The 16,902-nt window shown below is 70.2% G+C and carries 19 protein-coding genes, 1 tRNA gene and 1 riboswitch; of the genes, 11 read left to right on the top strand and 9 right to left on the bottom strand.

Annotated features, from left to right (window positions below):
* Nucleotides 1–21: 21 nt before the first annotated feature.
* Nucleotides 22–483 carry a type II toxin-antitoxin system PemK/MazF family toxin gene (locus tag ACIGEZ_RS05325; RefSeq protein ID WP_399825890.1) on the bottom strand — a complete coding sequence of 154 codons (462 nt, stop codon included), beginning with the start codon at nucleotides 481–483 and terminating at the stop codon, nucleotides 22–24.
* A 200-nt stretch (nucleotides 484–683) separates the two neighbouring features.
* Here ACIGEZ_RS05325 and ACIGEZ_RS05320 point away from each other — a divergent pair, with 200 nt between their 5' ends.
* Nucleotides 684–1,436, top strand: a complete 753-nt coding sequence (locus ACIGEZ_RS05320) for an MBL fold metallo-hydrolase (protein WP_399825888.1) — start codon at nucleotides 684–686, stop codon at nucleotides 1,434–1,436.
* A 61-nt stretch (nucleotides 1,437–1,497) separates the two neighbouring features.
* Here ACIGEZ_RS05320 and ACIGEZ_RS05315 read toward each other — a convergent pair whose 3' ends face one another.
* Nucleotides 1,498–2,763: a PTS transporter subunit EIIC gene (locus ACIGEZ_RS05315; RefSeq protein WP_399825886.1), complete on the bottom strand. Its 1,266-nt coding sequence runs from the start codon at nucleotides 2,761–2,763 to the stop codon at nucleotides 1,498–1,500.
* A 302-nt stretch (nucleotides 2,764–3,065) separates the two neighbouring features.
* Nucleotides 3,066–4,367, bottom strand: coding sequence for a PTS transporter subunit EIIC (locus ACIGEZ_RS05310; protein WP_399825884.1), 1,302 nt, complete (start codon nucleotides 4,365–4,367; stop codon nucleotides 3,066–3,068).
* A gap of 233 nt (nucleotides 4,368–4,600) precedes the next feature.
* On the opposite strand from ACIGEZ_RS05310, the gene ACIGEZ_RS05305 reads away from it, so the two are divergent.
* The 4 genes from ACIGEZ_RS05305 (at nucleotide 4,601) to rdgB (ending at nucleotide 6,780) form a co-directional block, all read left to right on the top strand.
* Nucleotides 4,601–4,834: a glucose PTS transporter subunit EIIB gene (locus ACIGEZ_RS05305; protein ID WP_093660495.1), complete on the top strand. Its 234-nt coding sequence runs from the start codon at nucleotides 4,601–4,603 to the stop codon at nucleotides 4,832–4,834.
* A gap of 93 nt (nucleotides 4,835–4,927) precedes the next feature.
* Nucleotides 4,928–5,659 carry a ribonuclease PH gene (gene rph / locus ACIGEZ_RS05300; protein ID WP_399825881.1) on the top strand — a complete coding sequence of 244 codons (732 nt, stop codon included), beginning with the start codon at nucleotides 4,928–4,930 and terminating at the stop codon, nucleotides 5,657–5,659.
* Nucleotides 5,660–5,750: 91 nt separating this feature from the next.
* Nucleotides 5,751–6,137: a hypothetical protein gene (locus ACIGEZ_RS05295; RefSeq protein ID WP_399825878.1), complete on the top strand. Its 387-nt coding sequence runs from the start codon at nucleotides 5,751–5,753 to the stop codon at nucleotides 6,135–6,137.
* A gap of 40 nt (nucleotides 6,138–6,177) precedes the next feature.
* Nucleotides 6,178–6,780, top strand: a complete 603-nt coding sequence (gene rdgB, locus ACIGEZ_RS05290) for an RdgB/HAM1 family non-canonical purine NTP pyrophosphatase (RefSeq protein WP_399825877.1) — start codon at nucleotides 6,178–6,180, stop codon at nucleotides 6,778–6,780.
* Between the two features lie 55 nt (nucleotides 6,781–6,835).
* On the opposite strand, the gene ACIGEZ_RS05285 is transcribed toward rdgB, so the two are convergent.
* From ACIGEZ_RS05285 to bcp, 4 genes are all read right to left on the bottom strand, one after another.
* Nucleotides 6,836–6,919, bottom strand: a tRNA-Leu gene (locus ACIGEZ_RS05285).
* Nucleotides 6,885–7,922 (bottom strand): HNH endonuclease signature motif containing protein, encoded by a 1,038-nt coding sequence (locus tag ACIGEZ_RS05280; RefSeq protein ID WP_399825874.1) that lies wholly within the window; start codon nucleotides 7,920–7,922, stop codon nucleotides 6,885–6,887. The genes ACIGEZ_RS05285 and ACIGEZ_RS05280 overlap by 35 nt, the downstream gene beginning before the upstream one ends.
* A 164-nt stretch (nucleotides 7,923–8,086) precedes the next feature.
* Nucleotides 8,087–9,583: an MFS transporter gene (locus tag ACIGEZ_RS05275; protein WP_399825872.1), complete on the bottom strand. Its 1,497-nt coding sequence runs from the start codon at nucleotides 9,581–9,583 to the stop codon at nucleotides 8,087–8,089.
* Nucleotides 9,584–9,693: 110 nt separating this feature from the next.
* Nucleotides 9,694–10,167 carry a thioredoxin-dependent thiol peroxidase gene (gene bcp / locus ACIGEZ_RS05270; protein ID WP_399825870.1) on the bottom strand — a complete coding sequence of 158 codons (474 nt, stop codon included), beginning with the start codon at nucleotides 10,165–10,167 and terminating at the stop codon, nucleotides 9,694–9,696.
* A 127-nt stretch (nucleotides 10,168–10,294) separates the two neighbouring features.
* Between bcp and ACIGEZ_RS05265 the strand changes: the two genes are divergently transcribed.
* From ACIGEZ_RS05265 to ACIGEZ_RS05255, 3 genes are all read left to right on the top strand, one after another.
* Nucleotides 10,295–10,615: a DUF3618 domain-containing protein gene (locus tag ACIGEZ_RS05265; RefSeq protein WP_399825868.1), complete on the top strand. Its 321-nt coding sequence runs from the start codon at nucleotides 10,295–10,297 to the stop codon at nucleotides 10,613–10,615.
* A 53-nt stretch (nucleotides 10,616–10,668) separates the two neighbouring features.
* Nucleotides 10,669–11,007 (top strand): GroES family chaperonin, encoded by a 339-nt coding sequence (locus ACIGEZ_RS05260; protein ID WP_399825866.1) that lies wholly within the window; start codon nucleotides 10,669–10,671, stop codon nucleotides 11,005–11,007.
* A 63-nt stretch (nucleotides 11,008–11,070) separates the two neighbouring features.
* Nucleotides 11,071–11,143: riboswitch (guanidine-III (ykkC-III) riboswitch) on the top strand.
* A gap of 35 nt (nucleotides 11,144–11,178) precedes the next feature.
* The gene (locus ACIGEZ_RS05255) at nucleotides 11,179–11,499 is read left to right on the top strand and encodes a DMT family transporter (RefSeq protein ID WP_399825864.1); all 321 of its coding nucleotides are present in this window, start codon (nucleotides 11,179–11,181) and stop codon (nucleotides 11,497–11,499) included.
* Here ACIGEZ_RS05255 and ACIGEZ_RS05250 read toward each other — a convergent pair.
* Nucleotides 11,477–13,933 carry a transglycosylase domain-containing protein gene (locus ACIGEZ_RS05250; RefSeq protein ID WP_399825862.1) on the bottom strand — a complete coding sequence of 819 codons (2,457 nt, stop codon included), beginning with the start codon at nucleotides 13,931–13,933 and terminating at the stop codon, nucleotides 11,477–11,479. The two genes, ACIGEZ_RS05255 and ACIGEZ_RS05250, sit on opposite strands and share 23 nt — an antisense overlap.
* A gap of 143 nt (nucleotides 13,934–14,076) precedes the next feature.
* Here ACIGEZ_RS05250 and ACIGEZ_RS05245 point away from each other — a divergent pair, with 143 nt between their 5' ends.
* Nucleotides 14,077–14,877 (top strand): ABC transporter permease, encoded by an 801-nt coding sequence (locus ACIGEZ_RS05245; RefSeq protein ID WP_399826239.1) that lies wholly within the window; start codon nucleotides 14,077–14,079, stop codon nucleotides 14,875–14,877.
* 72 nt (nucleotides 14,878–14,949) lie between these two features.
* Here the strand turns inward: ACIGEZ_RS05245 and ACIGEZ_RS05240 are convergent, their stop codons facing one another.
* Nucleotides 14,950–15,120: a hypothetical protein gene (locus ACIGEZ_RS05240; RefSeq protein ID WP_399826247.1), complete on the bottom strand. Its 171-nt coding sequence runs from the start codon at nucleotides 15,118–15,120 to the stop codon at nucleotides 14,950–14,952.
* On the opposite strand from ACIGEZ_RS05240, the gene ACIGEZ_RS05235 reads away from it, so the two are divergent.
* Together ACIGEZ_RS05235 and ACIGEZ_RS05230 are read left to right on the top strand one after the other, a co-directional pair.
* Complete coding sequence (locus ACIGEZ_RS05235) at nucleotides 15,089–15,865, top strand: ABC transporter permease (protein WP_399826236.1); 777 nt, start codon at nucleotides 15,089–15,091, stop codon at nucleotides 15,863–15,865. The two genes, ACIGEZ_RS05240 and ACIGEZ_RS05235, sit on opposite strands and share 32 nt — an antisense overlap.
* Nucleotides 15,866–15,872: 7 nt before the next feature.
* Nucleotides 15,873–16,901, top strand: a complete 1,029-nt coding sequence (locus tag ACIGEZ_RS05230) for an ATP-binding cassette domain-containing protein (RefSeq protein WP_399825859.1) — start codon at nucleotides 15,873–15,875, stop codon at nucleotides 16,899–16,901.
* Nucleotide 16,902: the final 1 nt, after the last annotated feature.

Genomic DNA, 16,902 nt, shown 5'->3' with positions numbered 1-16,902 from the left:
CCCGCTTCTCGGTGAGCCCCACTACCGCGCCAGATGGCGGACCTGGTCCCAGACCACCGGGTCCGCCATTCCCACTCTCCGGCGGAACTCCCACACCGGCACGTCCCGCAGCTCGTCCGTCTCCAGGAAGCTCGGCCGCCCGTGCGCGTCGCCCACCGAACCCGGCGGCAGCGCGATCACCCCGGGCCGCTCGTCGTGGTACTTGCTGGTGATCTTGGCGACCAGCACGTTGTCGCCGCGCAGCACGAGGACGAGACACGGCCGGTCCTTCGAGCCCGGACCGTCCTCGTACGGAACATCCGCCCACCAGATCTCACCCGGCCGCGGCAGCCGCTCCGGCGCCCTCCCGCGCGGCGCCGGCCGGGCGGGCGGGCGCGTCCGGCCCGCAGGGCGGCGACCCGAGCGCCGCCATCCGTCGGCGACCGCCACCACCAGCGCGATCACCACGACCGCGACGAGTGCGGGCCACCACGACGTGTCCATACCTCAAGACCGTACCGTCGCGCCCGCCACAGCGCCGCCGCGCCCCGCCATCCATCCGAACCGGTGACAGAGCCCGTGAGTTCGCCCACAACGGGCCGCCACGGAGGAGCGACGGGCCGCGACGCGCCTTACGCTCGACAGACCGCACGACCTCCCCTCTCAGCGCGCTTTCCGCACCCGTCCACGGAGGTTCACGCTCCATGAAGCTCACCGTCGTCGGCTGCTCCGGGTCGTTCCCGTCCGCGGACTCGGCCTGCTCGAGCTACCTCGTAGAGGCCGACGGCTTCCGGCTGCTCCTCGACATGGGCAACGGCGCCCTGGGCGAGCTGCAGCGACACATCGGTCTGTACGACCTCGACGCGATCTTCCTCAGCCATCTGCACGCCGACCACTGCATCGACATGTGCGGCTATTTCGTCGCCCGCTACTACCGCCATGACGGAGGCCGCTGCCCCGCGATCCCCGTCTACGCGCCGGAGGGCGCCGAGCAGCGGCTGACCACGGCGTACGCGGACACTCCTTCGCCGACCGCGATGGGCGAGGTCTTCGACTTCCGCACACTGAAGTCGGGCTCCTTCGAGATCGGCCCGTTCTCCGTCCGCACGGAGCGGGTCCAGCATCCGGTGGAGGCGTACGGCATCCGTGTCGAACACGACGGCAAGGTGCTCACCTACTCGGGCGACACCGGGGTGTGCGACGCCCTGGAGGAGCTGGCCGCGGGCGCGGACCTGTTCCTGTGCGAGGCCTCCTTCACCCACGGCAAGGAGGACATCCCGGCCCTCCACCTCAACGGCCGCGAGGCCGGCGCCCACGCCACCCGGGCGGGGGTCGGCCGGCTGGTCCTGACCCACATCCCGCCGTGGACGGACGGCGGGATCAACCTGGCGGACGCACGGGAGACGTACACGGGGCCGTCGGAGCTGGCGTACGCGGGCGCGGTGTACGAGATCTGAGCATGCGGGAAGGGCCCCGGAACCGTCTGGTTCCGGGGCCCTTCGGGTACTGCCGTGAGGCTCACGCCTTGGTGAGTTCCTCGATCTCCTCGTCGGACTCGCGGCCCGGGGTGGGGAGGTTGAACTTGGTGATCGCGAAGCGGAAGACCACGTAGTAGATCGCCGCGAAGACCAGACCGATCGGGATGATCAGCCAGGGCTTGGTCGCGAGGTTCCAGTTCAGCAGGTAGTCGATGAGTCCGGCCGAGAAGGTGAAGCCGGCGTGGACACCGAGCGCCCAGGTGACGGCCATCGAGACGGCGGTCAGGATCGCGTGGATCGCGTACAGGACCGGCGCGATGAACATGAAGGAGAACTCGATCGGCTCCGTGACACCGGTGACGAAGGAGGTCAGGGCCAGCGAGATCATCATGCCCATGACGGCCTTGCGGCGCTCGGGGCGGGCCGAGTGCGCGATGGCCAGGGCGGCGGCGGGCAGACCGAACATCATGATCGGGAAGAAGCCCGACATGAAGAGTCCGGCGCTGCCGTCACCGGCGAAGAAGCGGTTGAGGTCGCCGTGGACGACCTCGCCGGCGGCGTTGGTGAAGTCGCCGATCTGGAACCACGAGACGGTGTTGACGAACTGGTGCATGCCGACCGGGATCAGTGCACGGTTGATCAGGCCGAAGAGGCCCGCGCCGCCGGCGCCGAGGCCGGTCATCCACTCGCCGAAGTTGGAGATGCCGTTGCCGATCGGCTCCCAGACCAGGCCGAAGACGACACCGACGAGGGTGCCGACGAAGGCCATGATGATCGGGACGAGACGGCGGCCGTTGAAGAAGCCGAGCCAGTCGACGAGCTTGGTGCGGTGGTACTTCTGCCACAGCACGGCGGCGATCAGACCCATGAGGATGCCGCCGAGGACACCCGGGTTGTTGTACGTCGCGGCGACGTCGACGCCCTTGTTGGCGGTGGTGTTGACGACGGCGTCGGTGACCGGGAAGGCCTTCAGCACGTTGCTGTAGACCAGGAAGCCGACCAGGGCGGCGAGGGCGGTGGAGCCGTCGGCCTTCTTGGCGAAGCCGATGGCGACGCCGATGCAGAACAGCATCGGCAGGTTGTCGAAGACTGCGCCGCCTGCGGTGGCGAAGACCGAGGCGACCTTGCCCCACCCGAGGCCGTCGGCGCCGAAGACGTCGGGCTGGCCGAGACGGAGCAAGATACCCGCGGCCGGCAGCACGGCGATCGGCAGCTGCAGGCTGCGACCGACCTTCTGCAGGCCCTGGAACAGGCCGGATCCGCGCTTCTTCGCGGGAGCGGCGGCCTGGGCGGTGGCCGTACTCATCAACTTCCTCCAGTAGGGCAAGGCGCCGCCAGAGGACAGTGAAAGGGGGCGACGGCGGCGTCTCGTGGAACGCGGTGGTCTGGACCGCGTGGTCTACACCAATGTGTGGTGTAGACCAGTTGTAGCACGTGTGACTTAGATAAGGAACCTGCGAATTCCGTGCGCTCGGCGAAAGCCCGGCACGGCGTGACGAAGGGCCCCCGGACCATGAGGTCCGAGGGCCTTTCCGGGTCTGGCCGAGGGGTCGAAAGCCCCGCGGAAGTCAGGATTCCAAGGTCATCGGCGGGTCGGGGCCGGCCAGGTCACGCCTTGGTGACGTCGCGCTCCATCTCCTCGCCCAGCTCGTCCGGTTCGCGGCCCGGGGTGGGGAGGTTGAACTTGATGATCGCGAACCGGAAGATCGCGTAGTAGACGATCGCGAAGCCCAGGCCGATCGGGATGATCAACCAGGGCTTGGTCGCCAGGTTCCAGTTGATGACGTAGTCGATCAGGCCGGCCGAGAAGCTGAAGCCGTCCTTCACGCCGAACGCCCAGGTCACCGCCATCGACACACCCGTGAGCACGGCGTGGATCGCGTAGAGAGCCGGAGCGATGAAGAGGAACGAGTACTCGATCGGCTCGGTGATGCCGGTGACGAACGAGGTCAGCGCCACCGAGAGCATCATGCCGCCGACGGCCTTGCGCCGATGCGGCTTCGCACAGTGGGTGATCGCGAGCGCCGCCGCCGGGAGGGCGAACATCATGATCGGGAAGAAGCCCGTCAGGAACTGGCCGGCGTTCGGATCGCCGGCCAGGAACATGGGGATGTCGCCGTGGACCGTCGTGCCGTCCGGCTTCTCGTACGTGCCGAACTGGAACCAGATGGGCACGTTCAGGAACTGGTGCAGGCCGATCACCAGCAGCGCGCGGTTGGCGACGCCGAAGATGCCCGAACCCCACGCACCCAGACCCACCAGCCAGTCGCTGAAGTTCTCCAGGGCGTCGCCGATCGGCGGCCAGATCCACACGCACAGGGCCGCGAAGGCGATCGCCACGAACGTCATGATGATCGGCACGAGCCGGCGGCCGTTGAAGAAGCCCAGCCAGTCGACGAGCTTCTTGCGGTGGTAGCGCTGCCAGAACCAGGCCGAGAGCAGACCGATGACGATGCCGCCGAAGACGCCCGGATTCTGGTACGTGTACCCGCTGAAGACCTGCTCGGGCGCCAGGCAGCCGCCGTTGATGTCCACCGTGCCCTTGGGGCAGTCCTTGGGGAACTGGCGCAGCACGTTGTAGTAGACGAGGAAGCCGACCGTGGCCGCCAGCGCCGTCGAGCCGTCCGCCTTCTTCGCCATGCCGATCGCGACACCGATGCAGAACAGCAGGGGCAGTCCCAGGTTGCCGTCGAGCAGGGCGCCGCCGGCGCCCGCCATCACCTTGGCGACGTTGTCCCAGCCGAGCCCGTCGGCGCCGAAGACGTCGGGTTGACCGAGCCGGTTGATGATGCCTGCCGCCGGCAGGACGGCGATGGGGAGCTGGAGGCTGCGCCCCATCTTCTGCAGCCCCTGGAAGAGCCCGCCCCACATCGACTTCTTCGGCACGGCGGCCGGGCTGTCCGTACTCATCGGCGTCCTCCCTGACCCGGAACCAGCCGAGCCCTGCTGACGTTGCACACTGGTGTAGACCAGTTGCGATAGGCTCCCGGTGGTCGCCGAGGGCAGGCCGCCGGTGATCGTCATCATTCGGCAGAACGGCCGCATGCGCTCGCGAGGTTGGGCCAACCGTGGGTTACCGTGACAAAGCGGACCATCGGTGCGCGAGACTCACGTTCTTTTAACAGGACGGACAGGGAGAACACATGGCCAGCAAGGCTGAGAAGATCGTCGCCGGGCTCGGCGGGATCGACAACATCGAAGAGGTCGAGGGCTGCATCACCCGCCTCCGCACCGAGGTCGTGGACCCGTCCAAGGTCGACGAGGCCGCCCTCAAGGCCGCCGGCGCCCACGGCGTCGTCAAGATGGGCACCGCCATCCAGGTCGTCATCGGCACCGACGCCGACCCGATCGCCGCCGACATCGAAGACATGATGTGAGTGGAAGACCCGACGCGAGCAGCTGACCCGCGTCCGCAGGGGCCCGTTCCGGCAGGGGAACGGGCCCCTTCGTCGTACGGCTACGCTCAAGACATGTCTCGTATCGACGGCCGTACCCCCGAACAGCTCCGCCCCGTCACCATCGAACGCGGATGGAGCAAGCACGCCGAGGGCTCCGTCCTCATCTCCTTCGGCGACACCAAGGTCTTCTGCACCGCCTCCGTCACCGAAGGCGTACCGCGCTGGCGCAAGGGCAGCGGCGAGGGCTGGGTCACCGGCGAGTACTCCATGCTGCCCCGCTCCACCAACACCCGCGGCGACCGCGAATCCGTCCGCGGCAAGATCGGCGGCCGCACCCACGAGATCTCCCGCCTCATCGGCCGCTCCCTGCGCGCCGTCATCGACTACAAGGCGCTCGGCGAGAACACCATCGTCCTCGACTGCGACGTCCTCCAGGCCGACGGCGGCACCCGCACCGCCGCCATCACCGGCGCGTACGTGGCCCTCGCCGACGCGGTCGCCTGGGCCCAGGGCAAGAAGCTGGTCAAGGCCGGCCGCAAGCCCCTCACCGGCACCGTCTCCGCCGTCTCCGTCGGCATCGTCGACGGCACCCCCCTCCTCGACCTCTGCTACGAGGAGGACGTCCGCGCCGACACCGACATGAACGTCGTCTGCACCGGCGACGGACGCTTCGTCGAGGTCCAGGGCACCGCCGAGGCCGAGCCCTTCGACCGCAAGGAGCTCAACGCCCTCCTCGACCTGGCCTCCGGCGGCTGCGCGGAACTCGCGGAAATCCAGCGCAAGGCCCTCGAAGGAACTCTCTGACGCCCCTGGGCGTCCCTGTGCATACGGGCGCACGGTTCCACGCCGTGCGCGCCGTCCAGATCCGAACGTACGTAGGGGGAGGACCCGACTCGTGAAGCGCCGCCGCTCCATAGCACTCGCCGTCGCCACGGCCGCCGTCGCAGTCACCGGCCTGGTCGGCTGCGGGGCGCTCGACAAGGCCATGGACTGCGTCAAGACCGCCGACGCGATCGCGACCTCGGTCGACAAGCTCTCGCAGGCCGTCTCCAGCGCCTCCAACGACCCGACGCAGATCGAGGAGGCCCTGAACAGCATCGACACCGAACTGGGCAACCTCAAGAACACGACGGACAACGCGGACCTGTCCAAGGCGGTGGACGACCTCAACAAGGGCGTCGACACCGTCCGCACGGCGGTCAAGAACGGCGACACGACCCCCGACATCAAGCCGATCACGGACGCGGCCGGCGAGGTCGCCAAGGTCTGCACCCCGGGTTAGGACGTCCCAGGCGGTCCGGCGGGGGCCGGATAATCGGGTCATGACCCGTCTGATCCTCGCCACCCGCAACGCGGGCAAGATCACCGAACTCCACGCGATCCTCGCCGACGCAGGCCTCGACCACGAGCTCGTCGGCGCGGACGCGTACCCCGAGATCCCCGACGTCAAGGAAACCGGCGTCACCTTCGCGGAGAACGCCCTCCTCAAGGCCCACGCCCTCGCCCAGGCCACCGGCCTGCCCGCCATCGCCGACGACTCGGGCCTGTGCGTCGACGTCCTGAACGGCGCCCCCGGCATCTTCTCCGCCCGCTGGGCCGGCACCCACGGCGACGACAAGGCCAACCTCGACCTGCTCCTGGCCCAGCTCTCCGACATCGCCGACCCCCACCGCGCCGCCCACTTCGCCTGCGCCGCGGCGCTCGCGTTGCCGGACGGCACGGAGCGGGTGGTCGAGGGCCGCATGCCGGGCACCCTCCGCCACGAGCCCATCGGCACCAACGGCTTCGGCTACGACCCGATCCTCCAGCCGCAGGGCTACGAGGTGACCTGCGCACAGCTGACCCCGGACCAGAAGAACGCGATCAGCCACCGGGGCAAGGCCTTCAGGGCGCTGGTACCGGTGGTGCGCGAGCTGCTGGGCTGACGCCTCGCAACGGAACGGCCTGCGCATCGATCCTTCGATGCGCAGGCCGTATATGTGCGGCGGAAGGGATTCGAACCCTCAAGCCCGATCAAGGGCCACAGATCCTAAGTCTGCTGTGTCGCCATTGCACCACCGCCGCTCAATTGCCTGCCATCGTACCGGGTGCCGCCACGACACCAGGTGGCGGTGATCGCATGGCAGTTGGGGCAAAGGTAGCGGAGGTTCTCCCGGCGGTTGTCGAGCCAGTCGCCGTTGATGTGGTCGATCTGCAGGGTGATGCGTCCACCCCGCCACTCGCCCCTGTTCCCGCACTCGACGCAGCGGTAGGGGACGCCCACCTCGGTGAGGGCCCGATGGAGCCGGTCGCGGTTCTCGCGCGAGGATCCCGCGGGGCGTACCCGGAAGACCGTGTCCGCGATGCTCCTCGGAGCTTTGGTCCGGACTGCGCCCCAGGTCCGTCGCTTGAAGTGAGAGGTGTCGAGGTCGAGCCCGGTCACCCACCGCCTCACCCGCCGGTGATTCTGGTCGCTCACCGGGAGTCCGAGGGCGCGCATCACATCGGCGAAGCTGGTGGACTCGACCACCGCCGTCCGCAGACGGTCCTCGGGTACATCGGTGCGCCTGTAGGTGAAGTGAGAGATGTCGATGCCTTGCTTGTCGAGCATGTGTCTGAGCGCGGCCCGGGACCGGCTGTCATCGCCTACGCCCAACAGGCGGGCCATTTCCCTGACGCTGCGCGTCGAAGCCGCGGCCATTCGGAGCTCGTCCGTGGTGAACGGCAGGACCGTGGCTGAGCGGTTCAGCCCGGGAAAGTGGCTGACGTCGATTCCTGCCGCCTTGATACGGCGCCGGATGTGCGAGAGGGTTCCGGTCGCTGGCGGCACCCCGAGCTTCCGTACGACTTCGCGCAGCGTCGTCGAGGTGGCGACTGCTTCGGCGATGGCGCTGTCCGTGTACTTGCGCCAGGGGCTGCGCTGCTCGAAGTGGCTTGTGTCGATGCCGTACTCGGCGACCTTCGCCTGCAGCGTCCGCCGTCGTCCGCCGCTCTCCGCGACGCCGAGTCGACGCATCAGGTCCGCCCACCCCCTCGACTCCGCCACGGCGGTGCCGAGACGTTCCCTCGAGTACACGCTGGCCCCCATGAGTCCCCTCCTTGTGTGCGGACCTCGTACGGGCTAACGAGCCGCATATCGGACGGTCACCTCATATCGCGTACGGACATCGCAAGCGGCGGGAGCGCCGAACGGCCCGCGCCGATGGTGATCGGTGCGGGCCGTTCAGGGCAGGGGGCGGCGGAGCCGGCGGGTCAGAACCTCGGTTCGGGGGCCTGCGCCAAGATCATCTCGACTGCCTCCTCCGGGGTTTCCACCGCCGGCGGGGAGCCGTCCAGGGGGCGCTGTGCCGTCTCCTTCATGCAGGCGACCGCGGCCACGCCGACCAGGGCCGCGCCCATCGCGTAGTACGCGGGCATCAGCGGGCTGCCGGTCGCGCCGATCAGGGCGGTGATCACCAGTGGGGTCGTACCGCCGAAGAGGGACGCGGAGAGGTTGTAGCCGACCGAGAGGGAGCCGTAGCGGACCCGGGTGGGGAAGAGGGCCGGCAGGGCCGCCGACATGGTGGCGAGCAGGCAGACCAAGGACAGGCCGAGCATCAGCATGCCCGCCGTGATCGCCGCCAGGCCGCCCTGGCCGATCAGCAGGAACGCGGGGAGGGAGAGGAACAGGAAGCCCAGCATGCCCGTCATCAGCACCGGCTTGCGCCCGAACCGGTCGTTCAGCCGCCCCACTCGCGTGATGACCGACATCAGGAGGACCATCACGAGCAGCAGCACGAGCAGGCCGTGCGTGTCGCTGTAGCCGAGCTCGTCGGACAGGTACGTCGGCATGTACGACAGCAGCATGTAGTCGCAGATGTTGTACGCGCCGACCAGCGCCACGCACAGGATCAGCGCCGGCCACTGCTCCCGGAAAATCTTGCCAAGGTCGCCCTTGGCGGAGGTCTCCACCGCGTCCGCGGTCGCCGACGGGCGAACCGGGTCCGACTCCAGCCGCTGGAACGCGGGGGTCTCGTCGAGCCGCATCCGCAGGTAGACGCCGACCAGGCCCAGCGGCCCCGCCACCAGGAACGGCACCCGCCAGCCCCAGGACTCCATCGTGTCGGAGCCGAGCCAAGCGGTGAGCGCGGTGACCAGGCCGGCGGCGCCGACATAGCCCGCCAGGGTGCCGAACTCCAGGAAGCTGCCGAAGTACCCGCGCCGGCGGTCCGGCGCGTACTCGGCGATGAACGTGGAGGCGCCGCCGTACTCACCGCCCGTCGAGAAGCCCTGGAGCATCCGGAAGAAGACCAGCGACGCCGGCGCCCAGAAGCCGATGTCGGCGTAGGACGGGATCAGGCCGATCGCGAAGGTACCGAGCGCCATGAGGATCATGGTCAGGGCCAGCACCCTCTTGCGGCCCAGCCGGTCGCCCATGGGGCCGAAGACCAGGCCGCCGAGGGGACGCACGAGGAAGGCGACCGCGAAGGTCGCGAAGGACGACAGCAGCTGGACCGTGGCGTTGCCGGTAGGGAAGAAGACGTGCCCGAGCGTGACGGCGAGGTAGGCGTAGATGCCGAAGTCGAACCACTCCATGGCGTTGCCCAGGGAGGCCGCTCGCACGGCCCGCCGGACCGCGGCCTCGTCGGTCACCGTGATGCCCGTACGGCGCAGTCGTGGCTGTTGCCGCCGCGCCAGGGCCCGGAAGAGCCGCGGGTGACGCTTCCGGGCCCCGGCATCCGGTGTGGGCTCGCGATCTGTGGGCGGCATGACCGTACGTCCTCTCGCTGGTGGTGCTCCAGGGAGGACTTCTGTGCGGTCGTGCCGTCCACAAACGCCCGCGGACGGGGATTGGGACGTGCGTCACGTCCCCGAGGGGGTCAGCCCTCGATCTTCAGGTCCTTGATGATCTTGGCTACGTGGCCGGTCGCCTTCACGTTGTACAGGGCGCGTTCGACCTTGCCCTCCTCGTCGACGACGACCGTGGAGCGGATCACGCCGGTCACCAGCTTGCCGTAGAGCTTCTTCTCGCCGAAGGCGCCGTACGCCTCCAGGACCTTCTTCTCCGGGTCGCTGACCAGGGTGACCTTCAGGTGCTCCTTCTCGCGGAACTTCGCCAGCTTCTCCGGCTTGTCGGGGGACACGCCGATGACGTCGTAGCCCGCGCCCGCCAGCAGGTCCAGGTTGTCCGTGAAGTCGCAGGCCTGCTTGGTGCAGCCGGGCGTCAGGGCGGCGGAGTAGAAGTAGACGATGACCTTGCGGCCCTTGTGGTCCGCGAGGGAGACCTCATTGCCGTCCGCGTCGGGCAGGGTGAAGGCGGGGGCGGTGTCGCCGGGCTGCAGTCGCTCGCTCATGGCTGGCTCTCCTCGGGAATGTTCGCGTACGCGATTGAGAGCCTAATGGGGGTCGGGGACAACCCGCGGGCGAGGAAGCTGACAGACTGTCTGTCAACGACCGGAACACGACTACGGAGGCAGCGCGGTGTCGGACGCCAGGACCCCTGCGCAGATCGAGGCGGACATCGTCCGCCGGCGCGAGCAGCTCGCCGTCACTCTCGACGAGATCGGCATTCGGATGCACCCGAAGACGATCGTCGGCGACGCGAAGGCCAAGGTCGCCGCGCAGGTCGACCACACCGCCGGCCGCGCGTTCGTCGCCGTGAACCGGGTCGTCTCGGACGTGAAGGCCCGCTTCACCCACGAGGACGGCGCCCCCCGCCTGGAGCGCGTCGTGCCGGTGGCGCTGGTGGCCGTCGCGGTCGTCGGGCTGCTCGCGGTGTCCTCCCGTAGGGGCAGGCGATGACGGATCGCCCGTCCCTGGTACGGACGACACGCCCGGGCAGGTAGGTTCGGACCGTGAGCGACAACACGCACGACAAGCTGCCCATCCGGATGCTGCACGACCGGGTTCTGGTCCGGACCGACACCCCCGAGGGGGAGCGGCGCTCGGGCGGCGGCATCCTGATTCCCGCCACCGCGGCCGTCGGGCGCCGGCTGGCCTGGGCCGAGGTCGTCGCGGTCGGACAGAACGTCCGGACCGTCGAGATCGGTGACCGGGTTCTCTACGACCCCGAGGACCGCGCCGAGGTCGAGGTGCGGGGCGTGGCGTACGTCCTGATGCGCGAGCGCGACCTGCACGCGGTCGCCGCGGACCGCTTCCAGGGCGCGACCGACTCGACCGGGCTGTATCTGTAAGGCTGCTCCAGCCGCCGTAGGGCGCTGCTCGAAGGGCCTGGTGACGGGTGTCACCAGGCCCTTTGCCCGTTCTTTGCTAGCCTGGAACCACCCCGACGAGACGCGCCGTACCGGGTTCACGACAAGACGACGCACCCCTTGTTGATCCGTCTCTCGGAGGTGTTCGTCGTCATGGCCTGGGTTCTTCTCCTCGTCGCCGGTCTGCTCGAGGTCGGCTGGTCGATCGGCATGAAGTACACCGACGGGTTCACCCGCCTCTGGCCCAGTCTCCTCACGGGCGCCGGGATCGTCGCCTCCATGATGCTGCTCTCGCAGGCCGCCAAGACGCTGCCGATCGGTACGGCGTACGGCGTCTGGGTCGGCATCGGCGCGGCCGGTGCGGCGGTGCTCGGCATGGTGGTGCTCGGTGAGCCCGCGACCGCCGCCCGGATCTTCTTCGTGTGTCTGCTGCTCGTGGCCGTGGTGGGTCTCAAGGCGACGTCGGGGCATTGAGCGGGGTCCGGTCCCCCGGCGGGGCGCCGGCCGGGTCATCGGCCGGGGCTGGGGTGCCCGCCGTCGGCCGGACCGGGAGCGGTAGCGGAAGCGGCTGCGACGGTGGTGGCTGGGCGGGAGCCTGCTGGGCCGGGGCCTGTTGGGGCGGCTGGGGTCCGTCCTGGGGCAGGCCCGGCTGCTGCCAGGGCTGCCAGGGCTGCCGGGGTTGCCCGCCGGGCCCGCCGGGCCCGGTCGGCCCGGCCTGACGCTCCCGCTCCAGCCGCCCCGCCGCCCCCGGCCGCCACTCGCCCCCCGGCCGGGGTCCCGTCCCCGGCCGCGCGCCCGGCCGCGCCCCCGGCCCCTCGTAGCCCTCCGTGTCCTCCGGGTCCCCCTCCGCGTACTCCCACGCCGGCGGCTCCGGCGGCGGCTCCTCCGCCCCCGGCAGCAGCTTCAGGTCGAACTCCTTCGGCGCGACGCCCGCCAGCGCGTCGCGGGTGAACTGGGCCCAGATCTCGGCCGGCGCCCCGCCCCCGTTGATGCGGGGCTGCCCCAGCGCCCCGTACAGCGACTTCTGGCGGCCCGATTCCGGGTCCTGGCCCATCATCGCCACGACGGTCGCGAGTTCGGGGGTGTAGCCGGCGAACCAGGCCGCCTTGTCGTCCTCCGCCGTGCCCGTCTTGCCCGCCGCGGGCCGTCCTGCGGCGAGCGCCGCCGTGCCGGAGCCGCTCTCGACGACGCCGCGCAGCACGGCGGTCGTGGTGTCGGCGGCCTCGCGGCCGATCGCCTCGTGGCCTCCGGCGGCGGGCAGGTCGAGTTCCTCGCCGTCCTTGGCGACCTTCTCGACCAGGGTGTACGTGCCGCGGGTGCCGTGGTTGGCGAGGGTCGCGTACGCCTGCGCGAGGTCCAGGACGCTCGCGGTGGCCGGGCCGAGGGCGATGGAGGGGGAGGAGGTGAGGTCGGGGGTGTTCACGGGCAGGCCGAGCGCGACGGCGGTCCGGCGGACCCGGGCGGGGCCGGCGTCGACCGCCATCTGCGCGTACACGGCGTTCACGGAGTGGTCGGTGGCGGACCGTACGGTGATGTCGCCGTAGTTGGTGTCGTCCTCGTTGGCCGGGTCGTACTGCGGTCCGTTCCAGCCCTGCACGGGGCGGCGGTTGTCGCCGTCGTAGTAGGTGTTGGGGGTGATCGGCTCGCCGTACTGGGTCTGGGCGCCGTGCTGGAGCGCGGTGGCGAGGACGAAGGGCTTGAAGGTGGAGCCGACCTGGTAGTCGCGGCGGGTGGCGTTGTTGACGAACTGCCGGGTGTAGTCGACGCCGCCGTAGACGGCGACGACCTTGCCGCTCGCCGGGTCGATGGCCGCGCCCCCGACCCGTACGTAACGGTCGGCGGGGTTGGCCTGCGGGTCGAGCCGGGAGGTCACGTGGGCCTCGACGGCCTCGACGAAGGCGTCCTGCTTGGCGCGCTCCAGGGTGGTGGTGATCCGGAAGCCGCCGGCGGCCAGGGTCTTCTCGTCGACGATGCCGCGCTCGGTCAGGTACTGCTCGACGGCCTGGACGAGGTAGCCGCGCTGGCCGGACAGGCCGGCGGAGGGGCGGACGGCGCGCGGGGAGGGGAAGACGGCTGCGGTGCGGGCGGCGGGGGAGAGCCAGCCCTCCTTGACCATGCCGTCCAGGACGTAGCGCCAGCGGGCGAGGGCCCGGGGCCGGTTCTCGGGGTGGGCTGCGACGTCGTACACGCTGGGGGCGTTGAGCAGCGAGGCGAGGTACGCGCCTTCGGCGGTGTCGAGGTCCTTGGCGTCCTTGCCGTAGTAGGCGCGGGCGGCGGCCTGGATGCCGTAGGCGTTGCGGCCGAAGTAGCTGGTGTTCAGATAGCCCTCGAGGATCTCGTCCTTGCTCTTCTCGCGGCCGAGCTTGATCGCGATGAAGAACTCCTTGGCCTTGCGGGTGAGGGTCTGTTCCTGGCCCAGGTAGTAGTTCTTGACGTACTGCTGGGTGATGGTGGAGCCGGACTGCCGTCCCTTGCCGGTGAGGGTGTTCCAGGTGGCGCGGATCATGGCCCTGGGGTCGACGGCGGGTGAGGTGTGGAAGTCGCGTTCCTCGGCGGCGAGTACGGCGCGCCGGACGGGGACCGGGACGCGTTGCAGGCCGACGTTCTCGCGGTCGACCTCGCCGGCCCGGGCGAGCTGGGTGCCGTCGCGGTAGAGGTACAGGTTGGACTGGGCGACCGCGGTGGCGTTGGCCGGCGGGATGTCCACGAGGAGATAGCCGGCGACGAAGCAGCCGAGCAGCAGCAGGGTGCCGAAGACGACGAGGCCGAGCAGCCGTCGCAGGATGCGGCGGGGGCGGCGGCGCCGGCCGGGCGGGCCGGGGAGGGTCGGGTCCCGCGGCTCCCAGGCCGCCTGGTCGGGGGGCTGGTATTCGCTCGCACCGGACGGCAAACCGGATGAAGTGGACATAGCACACCATCCTGCACGTGCGGCGCCGGAAGTCGGCAAAACGACTCGACCCGACTCGGCCCGTCGCACTAAGGTCGGGCGCTTTGGTGCCGCGCGATCGGCCGTGGTGCCCCGGCTTTCGGCTGGAGGGAGCGGAGAGCATGCTGCGGCTGTACGCGACGGTCGCCGCGGGCGGTTTCCGGCGCCATGCCACCTATCGGGTGGCCACGGCGGCAGGGGTGTTCACCAACACGGTCTTCGGCTTCGTCCTCTCGTACACCTACATCGCCCTCTGGGACGCCCGTCCCACGCTCGGCGGATACGGCATGGGTGACGCGCTCGCCTACGTGTGGATCGGTCAGGCCCTCATCACCGTCTGCGGGCTGATGGGCGGAGGTTTCGAGGAGGAGCTGATCGAAAGGATCAGGACCGGTGACATCGCGGTCGACCTCTTCAGACCCGTCGATCTTCAAACCTGGTGGTTTTCGGCCAATCTGGGGCGCGCCGCCTACCAGTTGCTCGGCCGCGGCGTCGTCCCGATGGTCTTCGGCGCCCTGGTCTTCGACCTGACCCTGCCGTCCCGGCCCTGGACCTGGCTCGCCTTCCTCGGATCGGTCGCACTCGGCTCCGTCGTCAGCTTCGCCATCTGGTACCTGGTCGCGATGAGCGCCTTCTGGCTGCTCGACGGGCAGGGCGTGCTGCAGGTGGCGTGGCTCGGCGGCCTGTTCTTCTCCGGGATGATGCTCCCGCTCAACGTGTTCCCCGGCCCCCTGGGCGAGCTGGCGCGGCTGCTGCCGTGGGCGTCGATGCTCCAGGTGCCGGCGGACGTGTACCTGGAGCGGTACGAGGGGTGGGGGCTGCTCGGGGCGTACGCCTTCCAGGCGGGCTGGGCGGTCGTGCTCCTCGGGGCCGGGCGGGTCGCGCAGGGGGCGGCGACGCGGAAGGTGGTGGTGCAGGGTGGCTGAGCGGACCGCGTCGGTGCCGGGCGGGGGCGAGCCGGGGAGTACCTATGGGACGGCGGCCGAGCCGGGGAGTACCTACGGGACGGCGGCGGGGAGCGAGCCGGGGCGGGCGTACGGGACGGCGGGCGGCGAGCCGGGGCGGGCGTACGGGACGGCGGGCGGCGAGCCGGGGCGGGCGTTGCGGACGGCCGCGGAGTCATGGCGTACGTACCGCATGGTCGCGGCCATGTGGATCCGCTCCACCATGACGTACCGCTCCTCCTTCGCCCTCACCCTCCTCACCTCCTTCACCGTCACCTTCTTCGACTTCGTCGTCATCCTCCTGATGTTCGGTCAGGTGCAGGGCCTCGGCGGCTTCTCCTTCGCCGAGGTGGCCTTCCTGTACGGGACGACGGGGACCTCGTTCGGCCTGGCGGACCTGGTGATGGGCTCGCTGCCGCGGATGGGCAAGCGGGTGCGCGACGGTTCGCTCGACACCTTCCTGCTGCGCCCCGCGCCGGTCCTCGCCCAGGTGGCGGCCGACCGTTTCGCGCTGCGGAGGCTGGGGCGGATCGCCCAGGGCCTGCTCGTCCTGGTCTGGGGCCTGGTGCTGCTCGACGTGGCCTGGACGCCGCTGAAGGTGCTCCTGGTGCCGGTGATGCTGCTGAGCGGGGCGCTGATCTTCGCCGCGGTGATGGTGCTCGGCGCGTCCTTCCTGTTCTGGCTGCAGGACGCGGCCGAGGTGACGAGCTCGTTCACGTACGGCGGCAACACCATGCTCCAGTACCCGCCGACGATCTTCGCCCAGGACCTGGTGCGGGGCGTCGTCTACGTCGTACCGCTCGCCTTCGTCAACTGGCTGCCCGCCCTGTACGTCCTCGGGAGGACGACGCCGGCCGGGGTGCCGGGGTGGACGGCGTTCGCGTCGCCGCTGGTGGCGGCGGTGTGCTGCGCGGTGGCGGGCGTGGCGTGGCGCGCGGGTCTCCGTAGCTACCGATCGACAGGAAGCTGATTCGCACATGCCCCCTTTCATCGAACTGGACGGCCTGGAGAAGACCTTCATGGTCCGCCGGAAGGCGGGCCTGCTCCGCCGCGAGAAGCGCGAGGTCCGGGCGGTCGACGGCATCTCCTTCACGGTGGAGCAGGGCGAGATGGTCGGGTACATCGGCCCGAACGGCGCCGGAAAGTCCACCACGATCAAGATGCTGACCGGCATCCTCACCCCGACCGGCGGCCGGCTGCGCGTCGCCGGCATCGACCCGTCGCGGGAGCGGACCCGCCTCGCCCAGCGGATCGGCGTCGTCTTCGGCCAGCGCACCACGCTGTGGTGGGACCTGCCGCTGCGCGACTCGTACCGGCTGGTCCACCGGATGTACCGGATCCCCGACGACCGTTACGCCGCGAACCTGGCCCGCTGCGTGGACCTCCTCGACCTGGGCGACCTGCTCGACGTACCCGTACGCCAGCTCTCCCTCGGCCAGCGGATGCGCGGCGACATCGCGGCGGCGCTCCTGCACGACCCGGAGGTGCTGTACCTCGACGAGCCGACGATCGGCCTCGACGTCGTGTCGAAGGCGAAGGTCCGCGGCTTCCTGCGCGAACTCAACACGGCCGGCGGCACCACGGTCCTGCTGACCACCCACGACCTCACGGACATCGAACAGCTCTGCTCCCGCGTGATGGTCATCGACCACGGCCGCCTGATGTACGACGGGGAGCTCGCCGGCCTCCACGCGGTAGGCGACAGCGAGCGCCTCCTGGTGGTCGACCTGGCCCGCGATACCGCCCCGATCGAGGTGCCCGGCGCCCGCTTCGTACGGGCGGAGGGTCCGCGCCAGTGGCTGGCGATCCCGGCGTCGGCATCGGCGGCCCCGGTGGTGGCGGCGGTGGCGGCGACGTACCCGCTGGTGGACCTGTCGGTGCGGGAGCCGGACATCGAGGCGGTGATCGCGAAGATGTACGGAGGGGCGGGCGGGCCGACGGACGAGGGGACGCCCGGAGGTGCTGCCGGGGGAACTCCGGATGCGCCCCAGGAGTCACTGAGATAAG

Source organism: Streptomyces sp. NPDC085481 (assembly GCF_044541845.1).
Classification (GTDB): Bacteria; Actinomycetota; Actinomycetes; order Streptomycetales; family Streptomycetaceae; genus Streptomyces.
This window is presented reverse-complemented; position numbering and strand designations above follow the sequence as displayed.

Excerpts from the sequence above, each read along its gene's own strand:
- ACIGEZ_RS05305 (WP_093660495.1), top strand. The coding sequence starts at position 4,601 with ATGGCCAGCAAGGCTGAGAAGATCGTCGCCGGGCTCGGCGGGATCGAC.
- ACIGEZ_RS05280 (WP_399825874.1), bottom strand. The coding sequence starts at position 7,922 with ATGGGGGCCAGCGTGTACTCGAGGGAACGTCTCGGCACCGCCGTGGCG.
- ACIGEZ_RS05250 (WP_399825862.1), bottom strand. The coding sequence starts at position 13,933 with ATGTCCACTTCATCCGGTTTGCCGTCCGGTGCGAGCGAATACCAGCCC.
- rph (WP_399825881.1), top strand. The coding sequence starts at position 4,928 with ATGTCTCGTATCGACGGCCGTACCCCCGAACAGCTCCGCCCCGTCACC.
- ACIGEZ_RS05255 (WP_399825864.1), top strand. The coding sequence starts at position 11,179 with ATGGCCTGGGTTCTTCTCCTCGTCGCCGGTCTGCTCGAGGTCGGCTGG.
- ACIGEZ_RS05310 (WP_399825884.1), bottom strand. The coding sequence starts at position 4,367 with ATGAGTACGGACAGCCCGGCCGCCGTGCCGAAGAAGTCGATGTGGGGC.
- ACIGEZ_RS05230 (WP_399825859.1), top strand. The coding sequence starts at position 15,873 with ATGCCCCCTTTCATCGAACTGGACGGCCTGGAGAAGACCTTCATGGTC.
- ACIGEZ_RS05325 (WP_399825890.1), bottom strand. The coding sequence starts at position 483 with ATGGACACGTCGTGGTGGCCCGCACTCGTCGCGGTCGTGGTGATCGCG.
- ACIGEZ_RS05320 (WP_399825888.1), top strand. The coding sequence starts at position 684 with ATGAAGCTCACCGTCGTCGGCTGCTCCGGGTCGTTCCCGTCCGCGGAC.
- ACIGEZ_RS05315 (WP_399825886.1), bottom strand. The coding sequence starts at position 2,763 with ATGAGTACGGCCACCGCCCAGGCCGCCGCTCCCGCGAAGAAGCGCGGA.
- ACIGEZ_RS05240 (WP_399826247.1), bottom strand. The coding sequence starts at position 15,120 with ATGGTGGAGCGGATCCACATGGCCGCGACCATGCGGTACGTACGCCAT.
- rdgB (WP_399825877.1), top strand. The coding sequence starts at position 6,178 with ATGACCCGTCTGATCCTCGCCACCCGCAACGCGGGCAAGATCACCGAA.
- ACIGEZ_RS05275 (WP_399825872.1), bottom strand. The coding sequence starts at position 9,583 with ATGCCGCCCACAGATCGCGAGCCCACACCGGATGCCGGGGCCCGGAAG.
- ACIGEZ_RS05235 (WP_399826236.1), top strand. The coding sequence starts at position 15,089 with ATGGTCGCGGCCATGTGGATCCGCTCCACCATGACGTACCGCTCCTCC.
- bcp (WP_399825870.1), bottom strand. The coding sequence starts at position 10,167 with ATGAGCGAGCGACTGCAGCCCGGCGACACCGCCCCCGCCTTCACCCTG.